Origin of the sequence: Faecalibacterium langellae (genome assembly GCF_002549775.1) — a bacterium.
Taxonomy (GTDB): domain Bacteria; phylum Bacillota; class Clostridia; order Oscillospirales; family Ruminococcaceae; genus Faecalibacterium; species Faecalibacterium langellae.
The window spans coordinates 66,130-88,405 of sequence record NZ_NMTR01000012.1; the positions used below are offsets into that span (position 1 = coordinate 66,130).

Here is a 22,276-nt window from a genome sequence, read left to right on the forward strand (position 1 = left end):
ACCTGCCTTTCCTGCAAAAATCTGCTTTCATTGTAGCAGAACCGGGGCCAAAACACAACGAACCGGGCCTTTTTTGCCGGCTGCAACCGCTGGTTGACAGATTTCCAAGCGCAAATGGTAGTTGTCAACCGCAGAATGTGGTATGCTGGGGGCAGAAAAACAGCTGTGATTTCGTACGAGTGCCCATACAAAAAGGAGAAGACCATGATTTTAGCGGAAAAGATCGCCCAGCTGCGCAAACAGAAAGGCTGGAGCCAGGAAGAACTGGCGAACCGCCTGCAGGTGTCCCGGCAGGCCGTGTCCAAGTGGGAGGGCGGCGCGTCCATCCCGGACCTGGACAAAATCTTAAAGCTCAGCGCGCTGTTTGAGGTGACCACCGATTACTTATTGAAGGATACTCTCGAAGCGCCCGATGCGGCCCCGGCGGCGGTGCTGCCTGCACCGGAGGCGGAACCCCTGCGCACGGTGACGCTGGAAGAAGCGAACGACTACCTGAGCCTTGTGCAGGCCGCCTGCGGGCGCATTGCGGCGGGCGTGGGCCTGTGCATCCTCTGCCCCATCGCCTTGCTGCTGCTTGGTGCCTGGGCGGACGGCACCCCGCGCGAGGGCTTTGCGGCCGGTGCCGGGATGATCACTCTGCTGGTGCTGGTGGCGCTGGGCCTGCTGCTCATCCTCCCGGCGGCAATGCAGCTGGAAAGCTATGACTATCTGGAAAAAGAAGTGTTCCAGCTGGGCTACGGGGTGGCCGGGATCGTGGAAAAACAGAAAAAGGAATGCGGCCCGCACCTTCTGCGGCAAAGCACCTGGGGCGTGGTGGGCTGTGTGCTGTCGGTGGTGCCGCTGATGGCGGCGGTGATGCTGGACGGCTCCGACTTCTGGATGGCGGCAGCGGTGTGCCTGCTGCTGGCCATCGTGGCGATCTCGGTGCAGCCGCTGATCCGGGCCGGGATGCAGAAGGAAGCGCTGGATAAGCTGCTGCAGACCGGGGACTACACCGTGGAGAGCAAGCGGGTGACCCGCCGGGTGGGCTGGTTTGCCGGGGCCTACTGGTGCGGCGTGACGGCGGTGTACCTGGGTGTGAGCTTCCGCCACGACAGCTGGAACACCAGCTGGTGGATCTGGGCCGTGGCGGGGGTGCTGTTCGCGGCCGTGTGGCTGGCGGTGCGCGCCTGGGCGGGCCGGAGCGAAGAATGAGCTCCCCCGGGGCGCAGCGGCGGCAGGTATAAATTTCCCGTTCTGACAGATACTAACTGTATCGCCACAAACAAGGAAACAGAACGGAGGAGACCAAAGCATGAAAGCAACAGGTATCGTGCGCCGCATCGACGAGCTGGGCCGGGTGGTGATCCCCAAGGAGATCCGCCGCACCCAGCGCATCCGCCGGGGCGACCCGCTGGAAATTTTCACCACCGGCGACGGCGAGGTGATCTTTAAAAAGTATTCGCCCGTGGGCGAGATGAACGGCGTGGCGGCGCAGTACGTTGAAGTGCTGAACCGCAGCTTTGCGCTGACCGCCTTCGTGGCCGACCGGGACCGCATCCTCGCGGTCAGCGGCACCGGACGGCGGGAGCTTGCCGACCGCAGCATCAGCCTGCCGCTGGAAAAGCTCATGGACGCCCGCAAGCCCTACCAGAACGAGGGCCGCGCCGACCACGCCGTGCTGCCCTGCGAGGGCTCGCCCCGGGTGCTGCTGTGTGCAGTGCCCATCATCGCGGCGGGAGATGTGACCGGGGCGGTGGGCCTGCTCACCGAGGACCGCACCGCTGTGCCGGACGATGCCCAGCGCAAGGCGTTGAGCGTGGCGGCGGCTTTTCTGGCAAAGCAGATGGAGGAGTAAGGCAGGACAAACGCATTTTCACGAGAGGGTTTTACCTGCAAAAACACCGCCGCCCGGCCTGTGGAAGCAAGCCGGGCGGCGGTGTACATGAAAGGATGAATGAGAGAATGATTATTTAATGGGCACGGGCAGCTTTTTCAGGCTGTTCCATGCGCGGATGATGCGGGCGTTGTACACCTTCATATCCGGGCCAAAGGTTTCGCCGTGGTCGGAGAGCAGACCCTGCTCTGCGCACCAGCGGGCGGCTTTCTGCTGCTCGATAGCGTCAGCGGGGATATCGGTATACAGGGCGGTGCTTACGGGGTCGGGCTTACCGGCAGTCGTCCACAGGACGGTGGCCAGCTCCTGCCGGGTGGAGGGGATAAAGCCGTCCGGCAAAACATAGTGCAGGTACAGGGAAGAACCGCAGACATAGGTGACATAACCCAGACCTGCAGTGCCCAGCACGATGCCGAGCGCGGCTGCGCCGGAGGAGAACTCCGGGTCAAGCTCGCCGCCGGGTTCGCCCGGCGCGGGCTCCGCGGTCACCAGCACGATGGACGCCGGGGAATGCACGTCAATGGCGTAGCTGCCGTCCGCGTTTGCCTGTACGCTATCCATAATGGATACGTCGCCTGCAAGGCAGTCGGTCAGTGGGGCAGCGGTCTTTACGGTAATGGTGTTGGGCTGCTCAGACGATCCGCTGGGGACATAAAGTTCGTTGTAGCCGTCAGACCAGCCTTTATTTACAAACACTTGGAAGGGTCCGCCATTCTGATCGCTCACAGAGGTAAAGCTGACGCTGCCTTCCGGCACAGTGGGCTTACTTACAAAATAGCCGCCGGTGATCTGAAGATTGGGCAGGCCGGTGTTGCTTATATCCACAGCTTTGGTAAACAGGCCGCCGCGGATGCTAAGCGTGCCGGAGTAACCTTCTGCGGCAGAAACCTTTCCGTCAAACAGGCCGTCGGTGATGATGGGGTAGCACGCACCAGCATTGAGCTTTATACCCTTTTTAAAGGTTCCACCCTCAATTGTGACCCCGTCGGGGGACTCGTTCATCTCGACAACTTCCTCAAAGGTGCCGCCGGAGATGGTTCGGAAGTTAGCCACCTTCCCTTGGAAGATACCGTCGGAGATGGTGTTGGAGTTGTTCACAGGCTGTTGGAAGGTACCGTTGGAGATGGTGCCCTGGTTGTCCACCTCCCTTTGGAAGGTACCGTTGGAGATAGTGCCCCAGTTGTTCACCTCCCCTTGGAAGGTGCCGCCGGAGATGGTTCGGAAGTTAGTCACCTTCCCTTGGAAGATGCCGTCGAAGATGGTGCCATAATTGATGGTTTCACAGCCGACGGTGCCGCGGACTAGCTCGGCGTTATCGTCAATGCGGAAAAGGCGTGCCTTCAATGCGCTTTCTGCCTCGGGCTCCGAGGAGGGCTGCAGGGCAAAAACGCCAGTGTCCAGCTGGCAACCGGAGGCAGCACTGTAGTACCAATTGCCAAAGTTACCCTCGCTTGCAGGCTTGCCAGCGGCGTTCAGCTGGATGGTAGTAATGCTTTCGGCGGTGCCGTTCTCTGCGTCCAGATCACGGCTGCTGCGGGTGGCGGCTTCCTCCTCGGTGCTGCGGGAGGCGTCTGCCTCCTGCACAAGGGGGACAGCCTTTTTCGCCGTGGTCTGGGCGGGTGCATCGAACACCGGGGCAGCTGCCAGTGCAGACACCGGCAGCAGGGACAGCAGCATACTGCCGGTCAGCAGGATGCTTACAATGCGTTTTGCTTTCATTGTTTTCGCTCCTTTCGTGTGATTTTTGTACAGGAGTACCATTATTATAAATATACCACAAATTGGGTAAAAACAAAAGAAATTCTGCACGAATGGGGCTAAAACTGCACGAATTGCTGAAAAATGGGGGAAAGTAGTACCTATTAGGATAAAGCTCCCCCCTCGGGGGAGCTGGCACGCCGTCAGGCGTGACTGAGAGGGTTCAGCCCCGCCCCGCCTGAGAGGAACACACCCCCTTTATGACAGAATTATGAATCTTTATAAACATTTTTGCAAAGCCCTTGACAGCACCGGAAAATTGGCTATAATGGTCTTAGCACTCAGGAACAAGGAGTGCTAAACAAACGAAAGCGAACGCAAAAAGGAGGCAGGCGCTATGACGATGGATGCACGCAAGCAGCGAGTCTTGCAGGCGATCGTGGCGCTGTATGGTCTCGAAGGGGAGCCCGTTGGCAGCAGCGTGCTGGCAAACTACTTTGATATGGCGGTTTCCAGCGCAACGCTTCGCAATGAGATGGCGGCGCTGACAAAGCTGGGCCTGCTGGAGCAGCCCCACACCAGCGCGGGCCGTGTGCCCAGCGCCAAGGGCTACCGTTACTACCTTGATAATCTGCTCACCAGCGATCAGCCGCTGGACCGCGTGACCCGTGCCCGTGTGGATGCGGTGTTCGCAAGCCTCGACCACGAGCCGGAAAAGCTGGCCGCCGGTGCCGCCAAGGCGCTGGCAGCCATCAGCGGCTGCACCGCCGCCGTCAGCACCCCGTGTGCCGAGGATTTGTGCATCGCCCACTATGAAGTGGTTCAGGTGGGCCGCAGCGCAGCGGCTGTGCTGGCCGTGACCACCGCCGGTTACGTCCGCACCCGTGTGGCGCGGGTGCGCACCGGGCTCTCGCGGGAAGCGGCGGCCGCTCTGGCTGCCCTGCTGAACCGCAACCTGACCTTCGTGGCACCGGTGGACCTGTCCCCCCGGCTGCTGGCAGAGCTGTGCAGCCAGATCGACCCGGAGCTGGTGCCCGTCATCAGCGCGGCGGCGGCCATTTTGCAGGATTCCGTCAAGCCCCACGTCTTTCTGGGCGGCGAGCAGTACCTGCTCAACTGGCCCCAGCTGGACGGCAAGGTGGGCGACATCCTCACCCTGCTGAACGACGAGGAGCAGGCCGCAGACCTCATCGCGCCCCCGGCTGACCGCAATGAGAGCGTGCTGCTGGGCGAAGACCTGGAGCCGCAGATCCCGGGCATGTGCATCGTGAGCGACCGGTATCTGGTGGGCGGCGGCCTGTGGGGCTCCATCGCCCTGATCGGCCCCACCCGGATGCCCTTCCAGAAATTGATGCCGCTGCTGCATTATTTTGCAGACCAGCTGGGCGAGGGCATGAGCGGCAAACGAAAAGACACCCCGCAGGCTGCCGCACCCCGGCGGACTGTGATCTATAAGGAGGACCTGGAATGAGTGAAGAAACCAAGAACACGGCTCCGGCGCAGGAAGCTGAGCAGCCCGAAACCGCTCCCGAGGAAACGACCGAACCCGCCGCAGCACCCGAACAGGAAGCTGCCGCCGACGAGAAGGCTGAACCGAAGGACGACAAGAAAAAGGACGGCTGGTTCAACAAAAAGGCCCGGGAGCTGGAAGCCGTCAAGGCAAAGCTGGACGCCGCCGAGGCCAACGCCGCACAGGCAAAGGACCAGCTGCTGCGCATGGCGGCCGAGTACGAGAACTACCGCAAGCGCTCCACCCGCGAAGCCGACCAGAAGTTCAACGACGGCGTGTCCTTCGCGGTGAACCAGATCATCCCCATTCTGGATACGCTGGACATGGCGGCCAACGCCCCCACCACCGACGAGAACTACAAAAAGGGCGTGACCATGACGCTGGACAAAGCCGCCAAGGCGCTGGATGCTCTCCACGTGGAGGAGATCGAAGCGCTGGGCAAGCCCTTTGACCCCAACTTCATGAACGCCGTGCAGCAGATCCCCGCCCCGGACGGGCAGGAGAGCGGCACCGTGATCACCGTCTACCAGAAGGGTTACAAGCTGGGCGACAAGATCGTCCGCCATGCGACCGTTGTGGTGGCCGAGTAACAACGCAAAAACCCGCAAGGGTTTTGAATATAACATCCGCTTTTAAACATTTGAGCATCACATAAACAATTAGAGTTGTTCTTTCGAGAGGAGAGTTCATTATGAGCAAGATCATTGGTATCGACCTTGGCACGACCAACAGCTGCGTGGCTGTCATGGAGGGCGGCGAGCCCGTCGTCATCGCAAACTCTGAGGGTGCACGCACCACCCCGTCTGTGGTGGGCTTCACCAAGACCGGCGACCGTCTGGTCGGTCAGGTCGCAAAGCGTCAGGCCATCACCAACCCTGAGAACACCGTCGCTTCCATCAAGCGCTTCATGGGCACCGACCACAAGGTGACCCTGAACGGCAAGGAGTACACTCCCCAGCAGGTGAGCGCAATGATCCTGCAGAAGCTGAAGGCTGACGCCGAGGCTTATCTGGGCGAGACCGTCACCGAGGCCGTCATCACCGTGCCCGCCTACTTCAACGACAGCCAGCGTCAGGCCACCAAGGACGCAGGCACCATCGCAGGCCTGAACGTCAAGCGTATCATCAACGAGCCCACCGCTGCTTCTCTGGCATACGGTATTGATAAGGAAGAAGACCAGAAGATCATGGTCTACGACCTGGGCGGCGGCACCTTCGATGTCTCCATCATCGAGATGGGCGACGGCGTCACCGAGGTTCTGGCCACCAACGGCGATACCCATCTGGGCGGCGACGACTTCGACGAGCGCGTCATCAACTGGATGGCAGACGCCTTCCAGCAGGAGAACGGCATCGACCTGCGCAAGGACAAGATGGCCGCTCAGCGCCTGAAGGAAGCTGCCGAGAAGGCAAAGATCGAGCTGTCCAGCGCCATGAGCAGCCAGATCAACCTGCCCTTCATCACCGCCGACGCTACCGGCCCCAAGCATCTGGATATGACCCTGACCCGCGCAAAGTTCAACGAGCTGACCGCTGATCTGGTCGATCGCACCATGGGCCCTGTCCGTAAGGCTCTACAGGATGCAGGCCTGCGCCCCTCTGACCTGAAGAAGGTCCTGATGGTCGGCGGTTCCACCCGTATCCCCGCTGTCTACGATGCCGTCAAGAAGGAACTGAACTGCGAGCCCTTCAAGGGCATCAACCCCGACGAGTGCGTGGCTGTCGGTGCTGCCATTCAGGGCGGCGTGCTGCAGGGCGACGTGAAGGGCCTGCTGCTGCTGGATGTCACCCCGCTGAGCCTGGGCATTGAGACCCTGGGCGGCGTGTGCACCAAGATCATCGACCGCAACACCACCATCCCCACCCACAAGAGCCAGGTGTTCTCCACCGCTGCGGACAACCAGCCCTCTGTTGAGGTCAACGTCCTGCAGGGCGAGCGTGAGTTCGCACGCGACAACAAGAGCCTGGGCGTCTTCCATCTGGACGGCATTGCCCCGGCTCCCCGTGGTGTGCCGCAGATCGAAGTCACCTTCGATATCGATGCCAACGGCATCGTGAAGGTCAGCGCAAAGGATCTGGGCACCGGCAAGGAGCAGAACATCACCATCACCGCTTCCACCAACATGTCCAAGGAAGATATCGACAAGGCTGTGAAGGAAGCTGAGCAGTTTGCTGCCGACGACAAGAAGAAGCGCGAGGAAGTGGATATCCGCAACGGTGCCGACCAGATGGTCTTCCAGACCGAGAAGATGCTGAAGGAGAACGGCGACAAGCTGCCCGCTGAGGTGAAGACCGAGGCCGAGGCAAAGCTGGCCGACCTGAAGACCGCTGTGCAGTCCGGCAATGTGGACGACATCAAGGCAAAGCAGGAAGCTCTGAGCCAGGTGTTCGAGAAGATGTACCAGGCAGCCGCTGCCGCACAGCAGGCTGCAGGCGCACAGCCCGGCCCCGACGCAGGCAACAACCAGCAGAAGCCCAACGATGACGGCGTCGTGGATGCCGACTTCAAGGAAGTCTGATCAACTGAACTGAGCGGTGCGTGTCCGGCCAAACCGGAGGACACACACGCATGAATAGCAAAAGCCGCTCCGGTTTCGGCCGGGGCGGCTCTTGCTGGTTATAGAGCGAGGAACCGACCGGGGCGTTTCCCGGATAGAACGTTCCCGGAGAGGTGAGTGGATATGGCACAGGAAAAGCGTGATTACTACGAAGTGCTGGGGGTATCCAAAACGGCGACGGATGCGGAGATCAAAAAGGCATACCGCAAGCTGGCAATGAAGTACCACCCGGACTACAACCCCGGCGACAAGGAAGCCGAGGAAAAGTTCAAGGAGGTCAATGAGGCCAACGAGGTGCTTTCGGACCCGAAAAAGCGCCAGCTGTACGACCAGTACGGTTTTGCAGGCGTTGACCCGGCCTACGCAGCCCAGAACGGCGGCGGCCCCGGTGCGGGCGGCTTTGGCGGTTTTGGCGGCGACGGCGTGGATCTGGGTGACATCTTTGGCGATATCTTTGGCGGCGGCTTCGGCGGTTTTGGCGGCGGCAGCCGCTCCAACCCCAACGCTGCCCGCAAGGGTCAGGACGTCCGCGTGCGCATCACCCTGAGCTTTGACGAGGCGGTGCACGGCTGCAAGAAGAACATCACCATCACCCGCCAGCAGGAGTGCACCGAGTGCCACGGCACCGGCTGCGCCGCCGGCACCAGCCCCGAGACCTGCCCGGACTGCGGCGGCCGTGGCTTTGTCATCCGGCAGCAGCGCACCCCCTTTGGTGTGATGCAGACCCAGCAGCCCTGCTCCCGCTGCGGCGGCAGAGGCAAGCTGGTCAAAAACCCCTGCAAGGTCTGCCACGGCAGCGGCCGGGTGGCCGCCCAGAAGACGATGGAGGTGTCTGTCCCCGCAGGCATTGATGATGACCAGAGCCTGGCACTGCGCGGCAAGGGCGATGCAGGCAGCAACGGCGGCCCCGCAGGTGATGTGATCGTGATGGTCACGGTGCGGCCCAGCGAGGTGTTCCAGCGCGACGGCTACGATGTGTGGGTCACGGTGCCCATCACCTACAGCCAGGCCGTGCTGGGCGATACTATTCAGGTGCCGTCCATCGACGGCAAGGTGGAGTACACCGTGCCCGAAGGCACCCAGAGCGGCACCACCTTCCGCCTGCGCGGCAAGGGCATCCAGTACCTGAACGGCCGCGGCCGCGGTGACATGTACGTCAAGTGCGAGGTGGAGATCCCCAAGAAGCTGAACAAGACCCAGCGCGAGGCCCTGAAGAAATTTGAGGGCACCCTGAAAGAAGAAAACTACGAAAAGCGCAAGGGCTTCTTCAAAAAGCTGAAGGATATGTTCAACAGCTGAGCTTGAACGGAACAACATCATGCAAAGCGGCGGCGCTTCCCAGCTGGGAGGTGCCGCCGCTTTTTTGCTGAGTGCTTGAGCGAAAGAAAACCACCAGCTAAGCGGGTGGAATAAAAACGGCTTTAGCCCTAGACAAGAAGAAACCTCCCTGTAGAATAGAGTTTTGCCAACCACATTTTAAGAACAGGGAGGTTTCTCTTTGAAATGAAAGAGAACAAAGACGTAGATAGTTTAAGCCATACGACATGGAGAGGTCAATACCATGGCGTATTGGCGCCAAAATATCGGCGAATGGCGATTTACGGTCAAATCAAACAAGTACGGCAAGTATGGAAATCGGCATTTCTGGGCCAGGGGATACTTCGTGGACACGGTAGGGAAGAACAAAAAGAAAATTCAAGAATACATCCAAAATCAGCTGCAACAGGACCAGATCGCCGATCAGTTGAGCCTTAAGGAATTCGTGGACCCGTTTACGGGCAGCAAGGAAATCAAGCCGTAAATAAAAGGCCTCTTAAGGGGCTTTGCTAGTTCTAGGGCTTACTCAAGCCACCGGCTCGGCCGGTGAGTTTGACTTGTAAAGGGCGGTGAACTGCTTTTCCAGCTCCAGCAAATCCCTGCTGCGTTCCTTGATCTTGCGGGCCGGGATGCCCGCATTCATGCTCCAGGGCTCCGGGTCGCGGTTGATGAAGGAAAAGCTGCCGAAGGCGCTGCCCTCCTTCAGGTCCACACCGGGCAGGATGACGCTGGTGGAGCCCACGATCACATGGCGGCGGATGTGCACCGGCGCGCTTTCCACGGCCTTGTATTCGTCCGGCACCATGGGGTTCGTCATGGTCTGGCCGGAATAGTCATCACTGACGCTGTAGACGCAGATGCGGGAGGAAAGGTTTGCGAAATCCTCGATGAAAATGCCGTCGCTGCCGCCGTAAAGGGCCGTGTAGGCCGCAACGTGCACATAGCTGCCGATTTCGATCCTGCCGCTCAGGATGCAGAAATCGTCGATGCGCACATGGTCGCCGAGCGAGATGTTCTGCGCGCCGTAAATGCTGGCTTTGCGGCTGATGCACACCCCGTTCCCGATGTGCCGGAAGCCGAGGCCTTTCAATTCTTCTTCGGTGTAAAAACTGGTCATTTTGTGTTCCTTTCTCTGGTGAGGTTGATGGTTTCTTTGCTGAAAAGCCTTTTTATGATACCCACCCCGCGCCCATTGTCAAGCCGGGCGGTGCCTTTTCTTTTAAGGTACGGCCGGAAAGGCCGCCGTTACAACCCGCAGAATGCGTCATTTCAGCCCGTCAGCCAGCACAATTGCGTCAGGCTGAGCCGGGGCTGCAGGGCCCGGTTGATGGCACCTGCCAGCAGGGCCGACCCGTGGGCGATGACGCTGTCCAGCGCCCGGGGCGTCACCACAAGGTCGGCCCCTTCGTCGGACTCCATCAGGGTGGGGATGCCCGCCGCCAGCACCGGCACGCCGAGGGATGCGGCGTCCAGATGCTTTGCGTGGTCCGCCTGCGCCGGGTAAAGCCCGGTGTCGGAGAACTGCACGCTGCGGCCCAGCCGCGCGCCCTCGGCGCTGCACAGGCTGTCCACGCAGATGAGGGCGGCGGGCTGCACCGCGTCCACCAGCGCCCCGGCCAGCTGGCGCAGGGTGAGCCCCGTGGACGCCGACACCCCCGGCGCAATGGCCGCCACCGGCCGGATGCCCTTCACGGGCAGGGTGTGCTGCGGCCCCATGGTGACCAGAATTTTCTGCGCCGTGCGCGGGCCCAGAGCGTCGGCGGTGATGCGGCGGCTGCCCACGCCCAGCACCAGCACCGGGCCCTCCGGCGGCAGCAGGGCCCGCAGCTCGGCCGCGCAGGTCTCGATGACATCGGCGTCCCGCTCGTCCAGCACACTGACGCTGGGCATCTCCAGCGTGACGTACCGGCCCCGGGGCCGGGCAAGGCCCTCCCGGGCGATCTCCACCCGGGTGACCGTGACGCCGCCCCGCTTCGCTGTGGCCAGCCTTACCCCGCCGGGCAGTGCATCTGCCGCGCCGAACAGCTCGTCGGCCATATCGGTAGAACGCATATTTCCCACCTCTTTTGCTCATTTTGGGGCCGGAGAAGGCCCTCTGACACAAAAAGTATGGGAAAAATAAAACTTTTCCAAACAAAAATCAAAAAAACGCTTGCGCTGGTACGCGAAATATGGTATCATAGGGTGCGCTGTTATAGGTAGCCAAGGAGGTGGAACGAATGCCTAACATCAAATCTCAGAAGGACCGCGTCGTGCAGGCTGCTGCAGAGCAGGCTCACAACAAGGCCATTAAGACCAACCTGAAAACAGTCGTCAAGAAGGCAGACGCTGCCATCGATGCGAATGCCGCTGACAAGGACGCAACCGTCCTGGCTGCTGTTTCCGCGATCGACAAGGCTCGCGCTAAGGGTGTCATCAAGAAGAACACCGCCAGCCGCAAGATCAGCCGTATGGCAAAGCGTGCTAACAAGAACGCTTGATCGCTTTCTGATTGACGAACAAAACCCCTGTACCGGGTACTCCGGCGCAGGGGTTTTTGTTTTGCCCGTCACCCGGGCGCGGCGGCCTCAAAGTCGCACAGAGTGGCAAGGTCGAAGCCCGGCGGCGCTTCCAGAAGCTGCTCCGGCGGCAGAGGTTCGGGCGGCTGGGCCAGCAGCCCCCATGCGGCCCAGGCCGCAGGCACCGCCGCCGCAAGGGCCAGCCCCGGCAGCGCAAAGGCCGGGCTCCGGATGAACGGGTTCCCCGGCGGGAACGCCGCCGCCGTGCACACGGTCTGCGCCGCCCACAGCTCCCACAAAAGGGTCGTCCAGCGTTGCTTCATGCACATCACCTCTCCCGGAATATTTTCCACATTCTAGCGCAGACCTGTTGAAAAATGTGCCGAAACCGCCCGTCCGCTTGACATTTTGCCCAAAGCCGCTACAATAAAGACAATCATACTACTACACCCACCCGTATGGAGGCTTTTGCAATGAAACAATGCATGGACGCGGACAACCTGCACCGCCGCCTGAAGAAGATCATCGGTCAGGTGCAGGCCATCGACCGCATGATCGACGAGGATGTGCCCTGCGAGGACATCCTCTCCCAGCTCAACGCCGCAAAATCCGCCCTGCACAAGTGCGGGCAGGTCGTGCTGGAAGGCCACATCAAGCACTGCGTGCGGGACGGCATCGAGCACGGCGACCCTGACAAGACCATCCAGGACTTCACCAAGGCCGTGGAGCGTTTTGCAAATATGGGCTGAAGCCGGAACACACCGGTTTTGGAAGCAGCCGAGACCCTTTGCAGGGTCCCGGCTGCTTTTTTATGAATTGACAGCGCCCGCTTATTTTGCGCTAATAAAGCAAAAAGCGCAGGGAGGCGTTGGCATGTACGTTCTGTTCGATCTGGAGTGGGTCACAGCGGAAGCACGCCGCAGCCGAATGCGTGACCACGCGCCTGCTGGGCGGCAGGACCGTCGAAGTCAGCTTCCGGGCGCTGGTGGGCTGCTGCCACAACCGCATCCACCCCGGCAAGCTGACCCGCAAACTGATGGAGGCCCACGACTGCCTGGGGAAGGAATGCCGCTTTTTCGAAAAATACGAAGACGCAGATTATTGGCGGGAGAAAAACCGGAAAGCCGCCGCGAAGAAAAAACACCGCCAGAAACAGACCCTCGAGAAGGCGCAGCAGCGGCGGGAAGCCGACGCCCTCACCCTGAAAGACCTGTTCCAGACCTACGCCGACGATGCGGGCTATGTGCTCAGGATCGTTCGGGTGCAGGAGGAAAAGAAGGGCCTTCTCAAAGTGTTCTATGTTTCGGAGAATATGAAACCCTTCCGCAAACGGCTCATGGAGCCGCTGGAACATTTGTTGGAACTGGGCGGCATCCGAAAAGACATCACCCTGCTGGTGCTCTCCGGCATTGCGGTGGTGCTCAGTCTGGCGGGCGTCCAGCCGCTGCCCTTCGATATCGCGTGGGCGGCCTTCATCCTGTGCGGTGTGCCCATCATTCTGGAGGCCATCATCGGCCTTGTGACCGAATTTGACATCAAGGCGGACGTGCTGGTGTCGCTGGCGCTCATTGCGGGCCAGCTGGGCATCCGGGGAGTGCGTGCGAACTGCCTGCCGCAGGATAAGCTGCGCTGCATCGACGAGTTCCCGCAGAAGGGCGAACCGGTGTGCATGATCGGCGACGGCATCAACGATGCACCGGCCCTGAAAAAGGCCGAGGTAGGCATCGCCATGGGCGGCACCGGCAGCGACATTGCGGTGGACGCCGCGGATATCGCCCTTGTGGACGACGAAGTGAAGGAGCTGCCCCACCTGATGGCCCTCTCCCAGCGGATGATGACCACCATCAAGCTGAACCTGACCTTCTCAATGACGCTGAACTTCATCGCCATCACGCTGGCCATCACCGGCATTCTGAACCCTGTCGTCGGCGCACTGGTGCACAATGCAGGCAGTGTGCTCGTTATCATCAACTCGGCATTGCTGTTGAATTGGAGGAAAAACGGATGATCACGATCGTTGGTCTCATCATTGGCATTTTGCTGTTCGGCGCAGGTGTCTACTACCTGCAGCAGAACAAAAACGACGCAGAATCACGCAAAATTTACGGTGCCACGGCTGCCATTGGTGCCGTGGTGGCCGTGGTATGCGCGGTGATGCTGCTGTAAAACAAATCCTTTTTCTATGCAAAGAGGGAGCGCCTTGCTGGCGCTCCCTCTTTTGCGTATTCAGTTCTGGTCGTGACTTTTGCCCACCAATGAACATATCACGCCGCAGACAAGGCTTGTGGTGATCCCGGCCGCCGCAGCGGTGAGCCCGCCTGTGAGGATGCCCACAGCACCTTCTTCCTGCAGCGCGGTGCGCACCCCTTTTGCCAGCAGGTGCCCGAACCCCAGCAGGGGCACGGTAGCCCCGCACCCGGCAAACTCCGCCAGCGGCGCATACCACCCGACGGCCGAAAGCACCACCCCCGCCACCACATAGCCCGTCAGGATGCGGGCCGGGGTCAGGCTAGTCAGGTCGATGAGCAATTGCCCCGCGACGCAGATCGCCCCGCCCACACAGAACGCCCAGAAATAATTCATGTCAGTTCTCCTTTTCCGGCCCGCGCAGCTCGACCAAATGTGCCACCGCCGGGATGCTTTCCTTCTGCAAAAAAGTGGTCTGGCTCATCAGGGCCCCGGTGGCCGCGAACAGCACCCGTTTCTGGCTGCCCCTGCGCAGCCGCGGCAGGATGTGCCCGCACAGCACCGCCGCGCAGCAGCCCGGGCCGCTGCCGCCGCTTTTTACCTGCTGCTCCTTTGCGTCGAACAGGATGCAGCCGCAGTCCACATGGTTCTTCAGCAGAAAGCCCTCTGCGGCCAGCAGTTCCCGCAGCAGCTGGCTGCCCACCTGGCCAAGGTCACCAGTGTAGATGCAGTCGAACTCCTGGGGCTCGGTGTTCGTATCCCGGAAATAGTGCAGCAGGGTGGAGGCCGCCGCCGGGGCCATGGCCGCGCCCATGTTGTTGATGTCCTTCACCTGATAGTCCTGCACCCGGCCGAAGGTGGCTGCAGCAATGCCCACGCCCTCGCCCTGGGGCTGCAGCAGGCAGCACCCGGCGGCGGTGGCCGTCCACTGGGCGGTGGGGGTGCGCACGGCCCCGTAGCTCAGGGGCGTGCGGAACTGCCGCTCGGCCGCGCAGAAGTGGCTGGACGCCATGGCCAGCAGGTTCCGCGCGGCCCCGGAACTGCACAGCACTGCGCCCAGGCCCAGGGCTTCCGCCATGGTGCTGCAGGCCCCGAACACCCCCGCAAAGGGCACCCCCAGCTCCCGCATGGCATAGCTGGACGCCGTGCACTGGGCCTGCAGGTCGCCCGCAAGGGCCAGCTGGACCTTCTCCTGCGGGAGGGCGGCTTTTTTCAGGCAGAGCCGTGCAGCACGCAGCTGCAGGTGAGTCTCTGCCGCTTCCCAGCCGGACTGGCCGAGGCGGTTGTCCGAGGAAAGCTCGTCGAACTCCGCTGCCAGCGGGCCCTCGCTCTCTTTCTTGCCGCCCACCGCCGCCCCGGCAGCGATCACCGGCGGCGCTTCAAACAGCAGGGTATCCCCGCAGCGGTTCACCATGAACAAAATTTCCCCTTTCCGGCAACAAATGCAAAGTTTTATGGTACAATAGCGTTGCGCTGCAAGCTTTCGGCGCGCTGATCCGTATTCAGGATGGAAGGGCGACGCCCAGCGCGCCCGCCGCCCACAGCACCACGCCGTACACCACCGCCGCCAGCGTGCCGTACACGATGACCGGCCCGGCAATGGTGAACATCTTCGCCCCGGTGCCCAGCACCCGGCCTTCGCTCTTGAACTCGATGGCCGCGCTGACCACCGCGTTGGCAAAGCCCGTGATGGGCACCAGCGACCCGGCCCCGGCTTTGGCCGCCAGCTTCTGGTACCAGCCCAGCGTGGTGAGCACCGCCGAAAGGGCGATGAGGCTGCAGCTGGTCAGGGTGCCCGCGAGGTCGGCTTCCAGCCCCAGGGCAAGGTACCGCTGGCGCAGCACCTCGCCCAGCAGGCAGATGCACCCGCCCACACCGAAGGCCCACAGGCAGTCCATCCCCAGGGGCGAATGCGGCCCGATGCGCCGCACCCGGCGCGCATATTCCTGTGCTGAAAGTTTCATATTCGTTCCCCTCCGGGCATAGTCTGCCCGAAGACGGGCAATTCTATCCATCGAACCGGAAAGAGGGCTTTTGCATGAACACATCCACCCGGCACCCGCACCGCCGCCGCCATCTGCGCCCCGCCGTGCGGCGGCTGCTCACCGTGACTGCCGCCGCCTGCCTGGCCGTGGGCGGCATTTCCTTCGCGCTCTCCCGCAGCGCCGCCCTGCCGCAGGCCGCTTCCGTCCCGGCCCGCAGTGCCGCTTCACAGGCTGAGGACAGCGCTGCGCAGGCCCAGCAGGCCCAGGCCATGCTGGACGACCCCCGCATGGTGCTGGTGAACCACCAAAGCAAGATGCCGGACGGCTACACCTTCACCACCAAGGAGTGCGGCTCGGCCACCGCCATCAACAAGACCCTGCAGACCGAAGCCGCCGACGCCTTCCTTGCCATGCAGGCCGCCGCCGCAAAGGACGGCGTGACCGTCTGGATGCAGAGCGGCTACCGCAGCGTGGACTACCAGAAAAAACTCTACGACAAAAAGACCCAGTATTTTCTCGAGAAAGGTCTCTCCCGGGACGAGGCACTCCAACAGGCGGCCACCATCGTGAACCCGCCGGGCTATTCGGAGCACAACTGCGGCCTTGCCGCCGACCTGAACAGCCCGGAGCACACCGGCCTTGACGAGGGCTTTGAGAACACCGAGGCCTTCCGCTGGCTGTGCGCCCACGCGGAGGAATACGGCTTCATCCTGCGCTATCCGAAGGACGCCGAAGCCGTCACCGAGATCACCTACGAACCCTGGCACTGGCGCTATGTGGGCCCGGAGAATGCCGCCCTCATCAACCAGAGCGGCCTGTGCTTTGAGGACGCCGTGGCACTGCTGAAAAAGCTGGCTGCAGGGGAGAGCGTCACCGGTTAAAAATCCGTAAAACCGGGGCCCTTTGCGTTGCATTTTGCCCGCAGTTATGGTAAGATAACAATAGTCTGCCCTGGGAGAAAAGCTGTTTCGGCAGGGCGGCGAATGTTTTGAACAAAAGAAGGAATTTTTTATGATAAACCGCACAAAAATCGCATCTTTCGTGGCTGTGGCCGCTCTGTCCGCCGCTGTACTGACCGGCTGCGGCGGCAGCAGTTCTTCCGCTGCCCCGTCCTCGGTCTCCACGGCTGAGGTCACCTCGCCCGCTTCCAGCGCGGCAGCATCCTCCGTGGTGGACAACGCCGCCGAGAACGGCACCTCTGCGCTGGACGGCATCTACGACGCTCTGCTGGAGCAGGACCCCATCTCCAACCAGTTCGAGATCGCAGCCATGAACATCGAGTATGACTTCAACCTGCCTGCCGAGAACGTGGTGAGCTACAAGGGCGTCAAGAGCAACGACAACGGCGACGCCGGCCTTGTGCTGGTGATCGAGGCCGCCGAGGGCAAGGCTCAGGACATTGCCGATGCCCTGTACACCTACCAGCAGGATCAGGTGGCCTTCTACGGCAACTATGCCGAGTTCGCCCAGGCCCAGACCAACGTGGAGAACGCGGTCATCGCCTTCAAGGACAACACCGTTGTCATGGTGATCGCCTCCAACGAGTGCACTGCCGATCTGGACAGCGCCGTGGACAACGCCCTGGCCTGATCGTCCCGTTCTGAATCTGACCCACCCAAAGCCGGTGCCATTTTCGGCATCGGCTTTTTCAGGTAAAAAAGGAGGCTGACGCCTTGGTTTTCAGCACCATCATCTTCCTGTTCCGCTTTCTGCCCATCACGCTGGCGCTGTACTATCTCGCGCCCGCAAAGCTCAAGAATACCGTGCTGTTCCTTTGCAGTCTGGTGTTCTACTGCTGGGGCGAGGTGCGCTTTTTCCCGGTCATGGTGGCCCTCATCTTCATCAACTATGTATGCGGCCTTGCCATCGAGCACTTTGACGCAAAGCCTGCTCTGCGCAAAGCCTTTCTGCTGGTCGCCCTCATCGGCAGTCTGGGGATGCTGTTCTACTTCAAATATGCAAACTTCGTGCTGCGCAGCGCCAATGCCCTGCTGGGCACCGCCTTTGCCGAAATTCAGGGCATCGGCACTTTGCCGCTGGGCATCAGCTTCTACACCTTCCAGACCCTCTCCTATTCCATCGACGTCTACCGCCGGGATGTGAAAGCCGAGCGCAACATCATCGACTTCGGTGCCTATGTGGTCATGTTCCCGCAGCTGATCGCGGGCCCCATCGTGAAATACCGCGATGTCTCGAACCAGCTGCATGTCTACAAGCACCGCTATACCCTCCAGCAGATCGAGGACGGCATGACCCTGTTCACCTTCGGTCTGGCCAAGAAGGTACTGCTGGCGGACGCCATTGGTGCTCTGTGGACCGACATCATCGGTGTGGCGGACAGCCCCTCCACCACCTTTGTGGGCCTTGCCAATGCGTCCACCCCGCTGGTGTGGCTGGGCATCCTGGCCTACAGCCTGCAGCTCTACTTCGACTTTTCCGGCTACTCCATGATGGGCATCGGCATGGGCAAGATGCTGGGCTTCGACTTCCCGACAAACTTCAACTATCCCTATATCTCCGCTTCCATCACCGAGTTCTGGCGGCGCTGGCACATGACCCTGTCCGGCTGGTTCCGCGAGTATGTGTATATTCCCCTCGGCGGCAACCGCAAGGGCCTCAAGCGCCAAATCTTCAACCTGTTCGTGGTGGAACTGCTCACCGGCATCTGGCATGGTGCCAACTGGAACTTCATCTGCTGGGGCCTGTATTACTTTGTGCTGCTGGCGGTGGAAAAGCTGTTCCTGCTCAAACACCTGGAAAAAGGCAGGGTGTGGCCCCACATCTACACTCTGTTCCTTGTTGTTGTGGGCTGGGCCATGTTCGTGGGCAACGATACCGGCGTGAGCTTTGGCCTGCTGTTCCAGAAGCTGTTTATCCCCTCCGGCGGTGTGTCGCCGCTGTATTTCCTGCGCAACTACGGCGTACTGCTGGCTGTCAGCGTCGTCTGCTGCACCCCGCTCATTGAGAAGTTCTGGAACCTGCTCAAAAAGAATGTCGTCACCCGCTGCGGTGCCATTCTGGCCCTGCTGGTGGTCTCCACTGCTTACGTCGTGGGCAGCACCAACAGCCCGTTCCTCTACTTCAACTTTTAAGGAGGCGTGAAGATGTCAAAGCACAGCAAAAAATCTTCTTCGCTCCTGCACTACCCGGTGCTGGTGGTGTTCAGCCTGTTCTTCGTCGGCCTGTTCGCGCTGGACCTCATCACGCCGGACCGCGCCTACAGCGAGATGGAAAACACCACCCTCAGCCAGCGCCCGGCCCTGACCCAGCTTTCCGCCAAGGGGCTGAACAGCTACTTCACCGCCTACACGAAGTACGTGAAGGATCAGGTATTCGGCCGCGACCAGTGGATCAGCCTGCAGAGCGTGGTGGAGACCACCCTGCTGCAGAAGGAGCAGAACGGCGGCATCCTGCTGGGCAAAGAGCACATGATGTTCCCCCGCACCTTCGGCCTGCTGGACAGTGAGACCCGCACCCTGCCCAAGAACACCGCCGCGGTGGAGTCGCTCTGCCAGCGGTACCCCGGCAAGGTGAACGTGCTGCTGGCCCCGGCGGCCTCGGATATCTACAAGGAAAATGTGCCTGCAAACGCCCCGCTGCTGGACGAGGACACATACCTCGACCGGCTCTCCGCCGCCGTACAGGCCGCCGGAGGCCGCTTTGTGGACGTGCGGCAGGTTCTTGCCGCCCACAAGAGTGAATATATCTACTACCGCACCGACCACCACTGGACGACCCTTGGCGCTTACTACGCCTACGGCCAGCTGTGCGCGGAGCTGGGCCTGACCCCGTTCGACACAGCCGCCCACACCGCGCTGACGGCAAACAGCTTCTACGGCACCCACTACTCCAAGGCCCGCACCTGGAACGCCGTGCCGGACACCATCACGTACTACGACCTGCCCAACAGCCTGACCATCTACAACGTAACGGCGGCGGGCCAGCCCACGGACGGCGAGACCACCGGCCTGTACGACACCGACAAGCTGAACGTGTACGACAAGTACGCCATGTTCCTGCACGGCAACAACGGCCTGAGCCGCATCGAAGGCGAGGGGACGGGAAAGATTCTGGTCATCAAGGACAGCTATGCCAACTGCTTTGCGCCCTACCTGACCGCGAATTACGCCGCCATCGACGTGGTGGACTTCCGCAATTACAACTACGGCCTTGACCAGCTGATCGCGGACAACGATTACGATCAGATTCTGGTGCTCTACAGCTTCGACAGCTTCAAGAGCGACCCCTACCTCTACCGGGCAGGCGTTGTGGGCTGAGAAACTTCAGCACCGGCAAAGAAACGGAACAAAAAAGGACTGCAATCAGCGATTTCGCGAATTATTGCAGTCCTTTTTCACAAATTTTTCCAGTTCTTTTCGGAAGTCTCTCCAGTTTTTGCGCATCCTGCCCAGAACCCTCTTGCAAAAAAACGACGGCTGTTGTACAATGGCGGTACAGAGAGGTTTCTCTGCCCGGATATTGCAGCGGTGCGAGTGCTTGGAACAAATCGAACCGATCATCTTTTGAAAAGGGTGTATGCATGATGAATACGAATCTGAATCTTCCCGCTGGTTATACTGTGCTTTCTGAGGAAGAAATGACTTATACCGAGGGCGGTTCGGCCATCCTGACCGGACTTGTCGCCGTCACCTCCACCATCGGCTTTGGTGTGCTGGGTTCCAGCTACATCTGGGGCATCCAGCAGGGCCGTGCCTGGCTGGCGCAGCCCGACAACAAGCAGGGCAACTTCTTCACCGTTCTGGGCCGTGCGTTTGACGACATTGGCGCCGACATGAAGCAGTCTGCCTCCAACGCACTGCGCGACGGCGTATCGGTGGCAACGCTGGTGGCTCTGGCTCCGCTGAGCGCCATCCTGCTGCTGCGCAAGTGATTTCCGGCCGCATCTTTTCGTCGGAGTCAGCGCCCTGTCCGGCGCTGCAGAAATAAATCTTTGTTTCAAAAAGGAGTGTTATTATGGAAGCTACGATGAGAATGCCTGCATGTTATAATGTCCTTTCCTGCGAAGAAATGACCTACACCGAGGGCGGCGCAAACGCTACCATGAGCGAAGCCATCCTGAACTGGATCCCGTTCATCGGCTGGTACAAGGGCATCACGGCGATCCGTGATTACCGCAACGCCAACCCCAAGACCTGGCTGGAGAATGGCATTGACGCCATCGCCAACGATATGAACAAGAGCGCCGCCAATGCGATCCGCGACCTGGGCCGCATCGTCTGGGTCACCGCTTCCTGCGCGACCGGCGTGGGCCTGGTGGTCAACGCAGCGGTCATCCTGCTCTGACCTGCGCTCATAACACAGGCCGGAGACAGACCAAAGAACAACATAGGCGAGGGGGCTGTCCCAGACAGGACAGCCCCCTCGCTTTTTCTTTGTGCGGTTTTCGTCTCAAAGCCACATCATTTGAGACGAAAGCGCAAAACATTAGACGAAACGCTTTTTTATTCCGATGCATCCTCCCGGAGATAGCAGGTGCTTCGCCCTGCCCCTATTTTGCGGATCACGCCCTGCTCCGTCAGCACTTTCAGTTCCCGCAGGATCGTGGATTTCGCCACGGACGGACAGGCCGCGATCACTTCTGCGCTGGTAAAGCGGCCTATTTTTTCGCTGACGCACTTTTTTACGATATCATACGCCGAGCTGCGCGTTCCGGCAGCATTCACCAGCCCGACCCTTTCTTCAAACTCCATATAGCTGGCAAGGATCACTTTGAGCATATAGCGGATGAAGGGCGTTGGGTCATTGGTTTCCTCATACCACCCCTGGTCGATCTGCTGCAACACCTCATAATAGGTGTCCTTTGTGTTCTCGATCTGCTTTTCAATGCTGATATACTTTCCCACTTCATAGCCGTTGCGGTACAGCAGCAGCAGTGTGAGCAGCCGGCTCATGCGGCCATTGCCATCGTTGAACGGGTGGATGCACAGAAAATCGCAGATAAACACCGGGATCAGCAGCAGGGGGTCCACCTTCTCCTGCGCGATCGTGCGCTGATAGCTTTCGCAGATCGCCGTCACGGCCGCCTCCGTCTCATAAGGTGCAAGAGGGGTGAAGCGGGTCACCTGTGTGCCGTCCGGGCGTGTCTCATTGATATAATTCTGCACATTCTTGAAGTGCCCACCGTAGGAAACACCTGCGTACTGCATCATATCCCGGTGCAGCTGCAGAATATAATTCGGCTTGACCGGAATATCGTCGTGGTGCTCGTGGATCGTGTTCAGCACGTTCCGGTACCCCATAATCTCGCCTTCGTCCCGGTTTCTCGGTGTTGTTTTTTCCGCAAACAGCTGTTTCATGCGGGTCGCCGTCGTTACGATTCCTTCTATTTTATTCGATGATTCCGTGCTCTGGATCCGCGCGATCTCCACAAGACGTTCCAGTTCTTCCGGTTTCTGGCGCACATACAGCTCCTGCCGCCCCTTGCATTCATGGATCTTTGCAATACAGGTGAGCGTTTCGATATCCCATAACCGTTCTGCCAGCTTTCCGTAGTCAAAATGGCGCACAAAGCATCCCTCTTTCTTGCAGTGGTTTTCGTCTCACAAATTCTCTTTCGTCTCAATCATACCCCATTTGAGACGAAAGTGCAAGCGGTTAGACGAAAAGCTCTTACTTTTTTGCCCGGGC

The 22,276-nt window shown here is 60.4% G+C and carries 22 protein-coding genes and 4 pseudogenes; 18 read left to right on the forward strand and 8 right to left on the reverse strand.

The genetic code is table 11. From position 1 onward, the window contains the following. Positions 1-204: 204 nt before the first annotated feature. Positions 205-1,194: a helix-turn-helix domain-containing protein gene (locus tag CGS49_RS04625; protein WP_179859031.1), complete on the forward strand. Its 990-nt coding sequence runs from the start codon at positions 205-207 to the stop codon at positions 1,192-1,194. 100 nt (positions 1,195-1,294) lie between these two features. After that, positions 1,295-1,837 carry a stage V sporulation T C-terminal domain-containing protein gene (locus CGS49_RS04630; RefSeq protein WP_097800743.1) on the forward strand — a complete coding sequence of 181 codons (543 nt, stop codon included), beginning with the start codon at positions 1,295-1,297 and terminating at the stop codon, positions 1,835-1,837. A gap of 111 nt (positions 1,838-1,948) precedes the next feature. Here CGS49_RS04630 and CGS49_RS04635 read toward each other — a convergent pair whose 3' ends face one another. Beyond that, positions 1,949-3,595, reverse strand: coding sequence for a hypothetical protein (locus CGS49_RS04635; RefSeq protein ID WP_097800744.1), 1,647 nt, complete (start codon positions 3,593-3,595; stop codon positions 1,949-1,951). 376 nt (positions 3,596-3,971) lie between these two features. On the opposite strand from CGS49_RS04635, the gene hrcA reads away from it, so the two are divergent. From hrcA to CGS49_RS04660, 5 genes and pseudogenes are all read left to right on the forward strand, one after another. Then, positions 3,972-5,045 (forward strand): heat-inducible transcriptional repressor HrcA, encoded by a 1,074-nt coding sequence (hrcA, locus tag CGS49_RS04640; protein ID WP_097800745.1) that lies wholly within the window; start codon positions 3,972-3,974, stop codon positions 5,043-5,045. Continuing rightward, the gene (locus CGS49_RS04645; protein ID WP_097800746.1) at positions 5,042-5,674 is read left to right on the forward strand and encodes a nucleotide exchange factor GrpE; all 633 of its coding nucleotides are present in this window, start codon (positions 5,042-5,044) and stop codon (positions 5,672-5,674) included. The genes hrcA and CGS49_RS04645 overlap by 4 nt, the downstream gene beginning before the upstream one ends. Before the next feature lie 101 nt (positions 5,675-5,775). Beyond that, the gene (gene dnaK / locus CGS49_RS04650) at positions 5,776-7,602 is read left to right on the forward strand and encodes a molecular chaperone DnaK (protein WP_097800747.1); all 1,827 of its coding nucleotides are present in this window, start codon (positions 5,776-5,778) and stop codon (positions 7,600-7,602) included. Positions 7,603-7,764: 162 nt separating this feature from the next. Then, a complete protein-coding gene (gene dnaJ / locus CGS49_RS04655) occupies positions 7,765-8,940 on the forward strand; it encodes a molecular chaperone DnaJ (RefSeq protein ID WP_097800748.1) in 1,176 nt (391 codons plus the stop codon). A 204-nt stretch (positions 8,941-9,144) separates the two neighbouring features. Beyond that, a pseudogene (locus CGS49_RS04660) lies at positions 9,145-9,442 on the forward strand (transposase). 42 nt (positions 9,443-9,484) lie between these two features. On the opposite strand, the gene CGS49_RS04665 reads toward CGS49_RS04660, so the two are convergent. Next, positions 9,485-10,075: an acyltransferase gene (locus CGS49_RS04665; protein ID WP_097800749.1), complete on the reverse strand. Its 591-nt coding sequence runs from the start codon at positions 10,073-10,075 to the stop codon at positions 9,485-9,487. A gap of 152 nt (positions 10,076-10,227) precedes the next feature. Next, on the reverse strand, positions 10,228-11,010 hold the full coding sequence (gene gpr, locus CGS49_RS04670; protein WP_097800750.1) for a GPR endopeptidase: 783 nt from the start codon (positions 11,008-11,010) through the stop codon (positions 10,228-10,230). 167 nt (positions 11,011-11,177) lie between these two features. Between gpr and rpsT the strand changes: the two genes are divergently transcribed. Further along, complete coding sequence (gene rpsT, locus CGS49_RS04675) at positions 11,178-11,438, forward strand: 30S ribosomal protein S20 (protein WP_005943554.1); 261 nt, start codon at positions 11,178-11,180, stop codon at positions 11,436-11,438. Between the two features lie 68 nt (positions 11,439-11,506). On the opposite strand, the gene CGS49_RS04680 is transcribed toward rpsT, so the two are convergent. Then, a complete protein-coding gene (locus CGS49_RS04680; RefSeq protein WP_097800751.1) occupies positions 11,507-11,779 on the reverse strand; it encodes a peptidoglycan synthetase in 273 nt (90 codons plus the stop codon). 150 nt (positions 11,780-11,929) lie between these two features. Here CGS49_RS04680 and CGS49_RS04685 point away from each other — a divergent pair, with 150 nt between their 5' ends. The 3 genes and pseudogenes from CGS49_RS04685 (at position 11,930) to CGS49_RS14175 (ending at position 13,622) form a co-directional block, all read left to right on the forward strand. After that, entirely contained in the window at positions 11,930-12,205 is a 276-nt protein-coding gene (locus tag CGS49_RS04685) for a metal-sensing transcriptional repressor (protein WP_097800752.1), read from the forward strand. Positions 12,206-13,023: 818 nt separating this feature from the next. Further along, positions 13,024-13,464 (forward strand): annotated as a pseudogene (locus tag CGS49_RS04690) (HAD-IC family P-type ATPase); the annotation flags it as partial. Beyond that, entirely contained in the window at positions 13,461-13,622 is a 162-nt protein-coding gene (locus CGS49_RS14175; RefSeq protein ID WP_179859028.1) for a hypothetical protein, read from the forward strand. The pseudogene CGS49_RS04690 and the gene CGS49_RS14175, both read left to right, overlap by 4 nt. A gap of 60 nt (positions 13,623-13,682) precedes the next feature. Here the strand turns inward: CGS49_RS14175 and CGS49_RS04695 are convergent, their stop codons facing one another. The 3 genes from CGS49_RS04695 to CGS49_RS04705 all read right to left on the reverse strand — a co-directional run bounded on the left by CGS49_RS04695 (position 13,683) and on the right by CGS49_RS04705 (position 15,607). Then, positions 13,683-14,039, reverse strand: coding sequence for a SpoVA/SpoVAEb family sporulation membrane protein (locus CGS49_RS04695; RefSeq protein WP_097800753.1), 357 nt, complete (start codon positions 14,037-14,039; stop codon positions 13,683-13,685). A gap of 1 nt (position 14,040) precedes the next feature. After that, a complete protein-coding gene (locus CGS49_RS04700) occupies positions 14,041-15,057 on the reverse strand; it encodes a stage V sporulation protein AD (RefSeq protein WP_097800754.1) in 1,017 nt (338 codons plus the stop codon). 88 nt (positions 15,058-15,145) lie between these two features. Next, positions 15,146-15,607, reverse strand: coding sequence for a SpoVA/SpoVAEb family sporulation membrane protein (locus CGS49_RS04705; protein ID WP_097800755.1), 462 nt, complete (start codon positions 15,605-15,607; stop codon positions 15,146-15,148). Between the two features lie 431 nt (positions 15,608-16,038). Here CGS49_RS04705 and CGS49_RS14650 point away from each other — a divergent pair. The 7 genes and pseudogenes from CGS49_RS14650 to CGS49_RS04735 form a co-directional block, all read left to right on the forward strand. Continuing rightward, positions 16,039-16,350 (forward strand): annotated as a pseudogene (locus CGS49_RS14650) (M15 family metallopeptidase); the annotation flags it as partial. Continuing rightward, a pseudogene (locus tag CGS49_RS14655) lies at positions 16,324-16,414 on the forward strand (D-alanyl-D-alanine carboxypeptidase family protein); the annotation flags it as partial. The pseudogenes CGS49_RS14650 and CGS49_RS14655, both read left to right, overlap by 27 nt. A 225-nt stretch (positions 16,415-16,639) precedes the next feature. Beyond that, positions 16,640-17,218, forward strand: a complete 579-nt coding sequence (locus CGS49_RS04715; RefSeq protein WP_097800757.1) for a DUF4358 domain-containing protein — start codon at positions 16,640-16,642, stop codon at positions 17,216-17,218. A gap of 83 nt (positions 17,219-17,301) precedes the next feature. Beyond that, on the forward strand, positions 17,302-18,720 hold the full coding sequence (locus CGS49_RS04720; protein WP_097800758.1) for an MBOAT family O-acyltransferase: 1,419 nt from the start codon (positions 17,302-17,304) through the stop codon (positions 18,718-18,720). Between the two features lie 12 nt (positions 18,721-18,732). Next, the gene (locus CGS49_RS04725; protein WP_097800759.1) at positions 18,733-19,905 is read left to right on the forward strand and encodes a DHHW family protein; all 1,173 of its coding nucleotides are present in this window, start codon (positions 18,733-18,735) and stop codon (positions 19,903-19,905) included. A gap of 263 nt (positions 19,906-20,168) precedes the next feature. Next, positions 20,169-20,519, forward strand: coding sequence for a hypothetical protein (locus CGS49_RS04730; RefSeq protein WP_242975366.1), 351 nt, complete (start codon positions 20,169-20,171; stop codon positions 20,517-20,519). Positions 20,520-20,602: 83 nt separating this feature from the next. After that, a complete protein-coding gene (locus tag CGS49_RS04735) occupies positions 20,603-20,932 on the forward strand; it encodes a hypothetical protein (protein ID WP_097800760.1) in 330 nt (109 codons plus the stop codon). A 158-nt stretch (positions 20,933-21,090) separates the two neighbouring features. Here the strand turns inward: CGS49_RS04735 and CGS49_RS04740 are convergent, their stop codons facing one another. Further along, positions 21,091-22,155: a Fic family protein gene (locus tag CGS49_RS04740; RefSeq protein WP_097800761.1), complete on the reverse strand. Its 1,065-nt coding sequence runs from the start codon at positions 22,153-22,155 to the stop codon at positions 21,091-21,093. Positions 22,156-22,276 lie beyond the last annotated feature (121 nt).

Bases quoted from the DNA above. Each gene is read 5' to 3' on its own strand.
- CGS49_RS14175 (WP_179859028.1), top strand. From the start codon at position 13,461: ATGATCACGATCGTTGGTCTCATCATTGGCATTTTGCTGTTCGGCGCA.
- CGS49_RS04705 (WP_097800755.1), bottom strand. From the start codon at position 15,607: ATGAAACTTTCAGCACAGGAATATGCGCGCCGGGTGCGGCGCATCGGG.
- CGS49_RS04715 (WP_097800757.1), top strand. From the start codon at position 16,640: ATGATAAACCGCACAAAAATCGCATCTTTCGTGGCTGTGGCCGCTCTG.
- gpr (WP_097800750.1), bottom strand. From the start codon at position 11,010: ATGCGTTCTACCGATATGGCCGACGAGCTGTTCGGCGCGGCAGATGCA.
- CGS49_RS04735 (WP_097800760.1), top strand. From the start codon at position 20,603: ATGGAAGCTACGATGAGAATGCCTGCATGTTATAATGTCCTTTCCTGC.
- CGS49_RS04635 (WP_097800744.1), bottom strand. From the start codon at position 3,595: ATGAAAGCAAAACGCATTGTAAGCATCCTGCTGACCGGCAGTATGCTG.
- CGS49_RS04680 (WP_097800751.1), bottom strand. From the start codon at position 11,779: ATGAAGCAACGCTGGACGACCCTTTTGTGGGAGCTGTGGGCGGCGCAG.
- CGS49_RS04630 (WP_097800743.1), top strand. From the start codon at position 1,295: ATGAAAGCAACAGGTATCGTGCGCCGCATCGACGAGCTGGGCCGGGTG.
- dnaJ (WP_097800748.1), top strand. From the start codon at position 7,765: ATGGCACAGGAAAAGCGTGATTACTACGAAGTGCTGGGGGTATCCAAA.
- CGS49_RS04685 (WP_097800752.1), top strand. From the start codon at position 11,930: ATGAAACAATGCATGGACGCGGACAACCTGCACCGCCGCCTGAAGAAG.
- CGS49_RS04665 (WP_097800749.1), bottom strand. From the start codon at position 10,075: ATGACCAGTTTTTACACCGAAGAAGAATTGAAAGGCCTCGGCTTCCGG.
- CGS49_RS04700 (WP_097800754.1), bottom strand. From the start codon at position 15,057: ATGGTGAACCGCTGCGGGGATACCCTGCTGTTTGAAGCGCCGCCGGTG.
- CGS49_RS04645 (WP_097800746.1), top strand. From the start codon at position 5,042: ATGAGTGAAGAAACCAAGAACACGGCTCCGGCGCAGGAAGCTGAGCAG.
- dnaK (WP_097800747.1), top strand. From the start codon at position 5,776: ATGAGCAAGATCATTGGTATCGACCTTGGCACGACCAACAGCTGCGTG.
- CGS49_RS04730 (WP_242975366.1), top strand. From the start codon at position 20,169: ATGATGAATACGAATCTGAATCTTCCCGCTGGTTATACTGTGCTTTCT.
- CGS49_RS04725 (WP_097800759.1), top strand. From the start codon at position 18,733: ATGTCAAAGCACAGCAAAAAATCTTCTTCGCTCCTGCACTACCCGGTG.
- CGS49_RS04625 (WP_179859031.1), top strand. From the start codon at position 205: ATGATTTTAGCGGAAAAGATCGCCCAGCTGCGCAAACAGAAAGGCTGG.
- hrcA (WP_097800745.1), top strand. From the start codon at position 3,972: ATGACGATGGATGCACGCAAGCAGCGAGTCTTGCAGGCGATCGTGGCG.
- rpsT (WP_005943554.1), top strand. From the start codon at position 11,178: ATGCCTAACATCAAATCTCAGAAGGACCGCGTCGTGCAGGCTGCTGCA.
- CGS49_RS04695 (WP_097800753.1), bottom strand. From the start codon at position 14,039: ATGAATTATTTCTGGGCGTTCTGTGTGGGCGGGGCGATCTGCGTCGCG.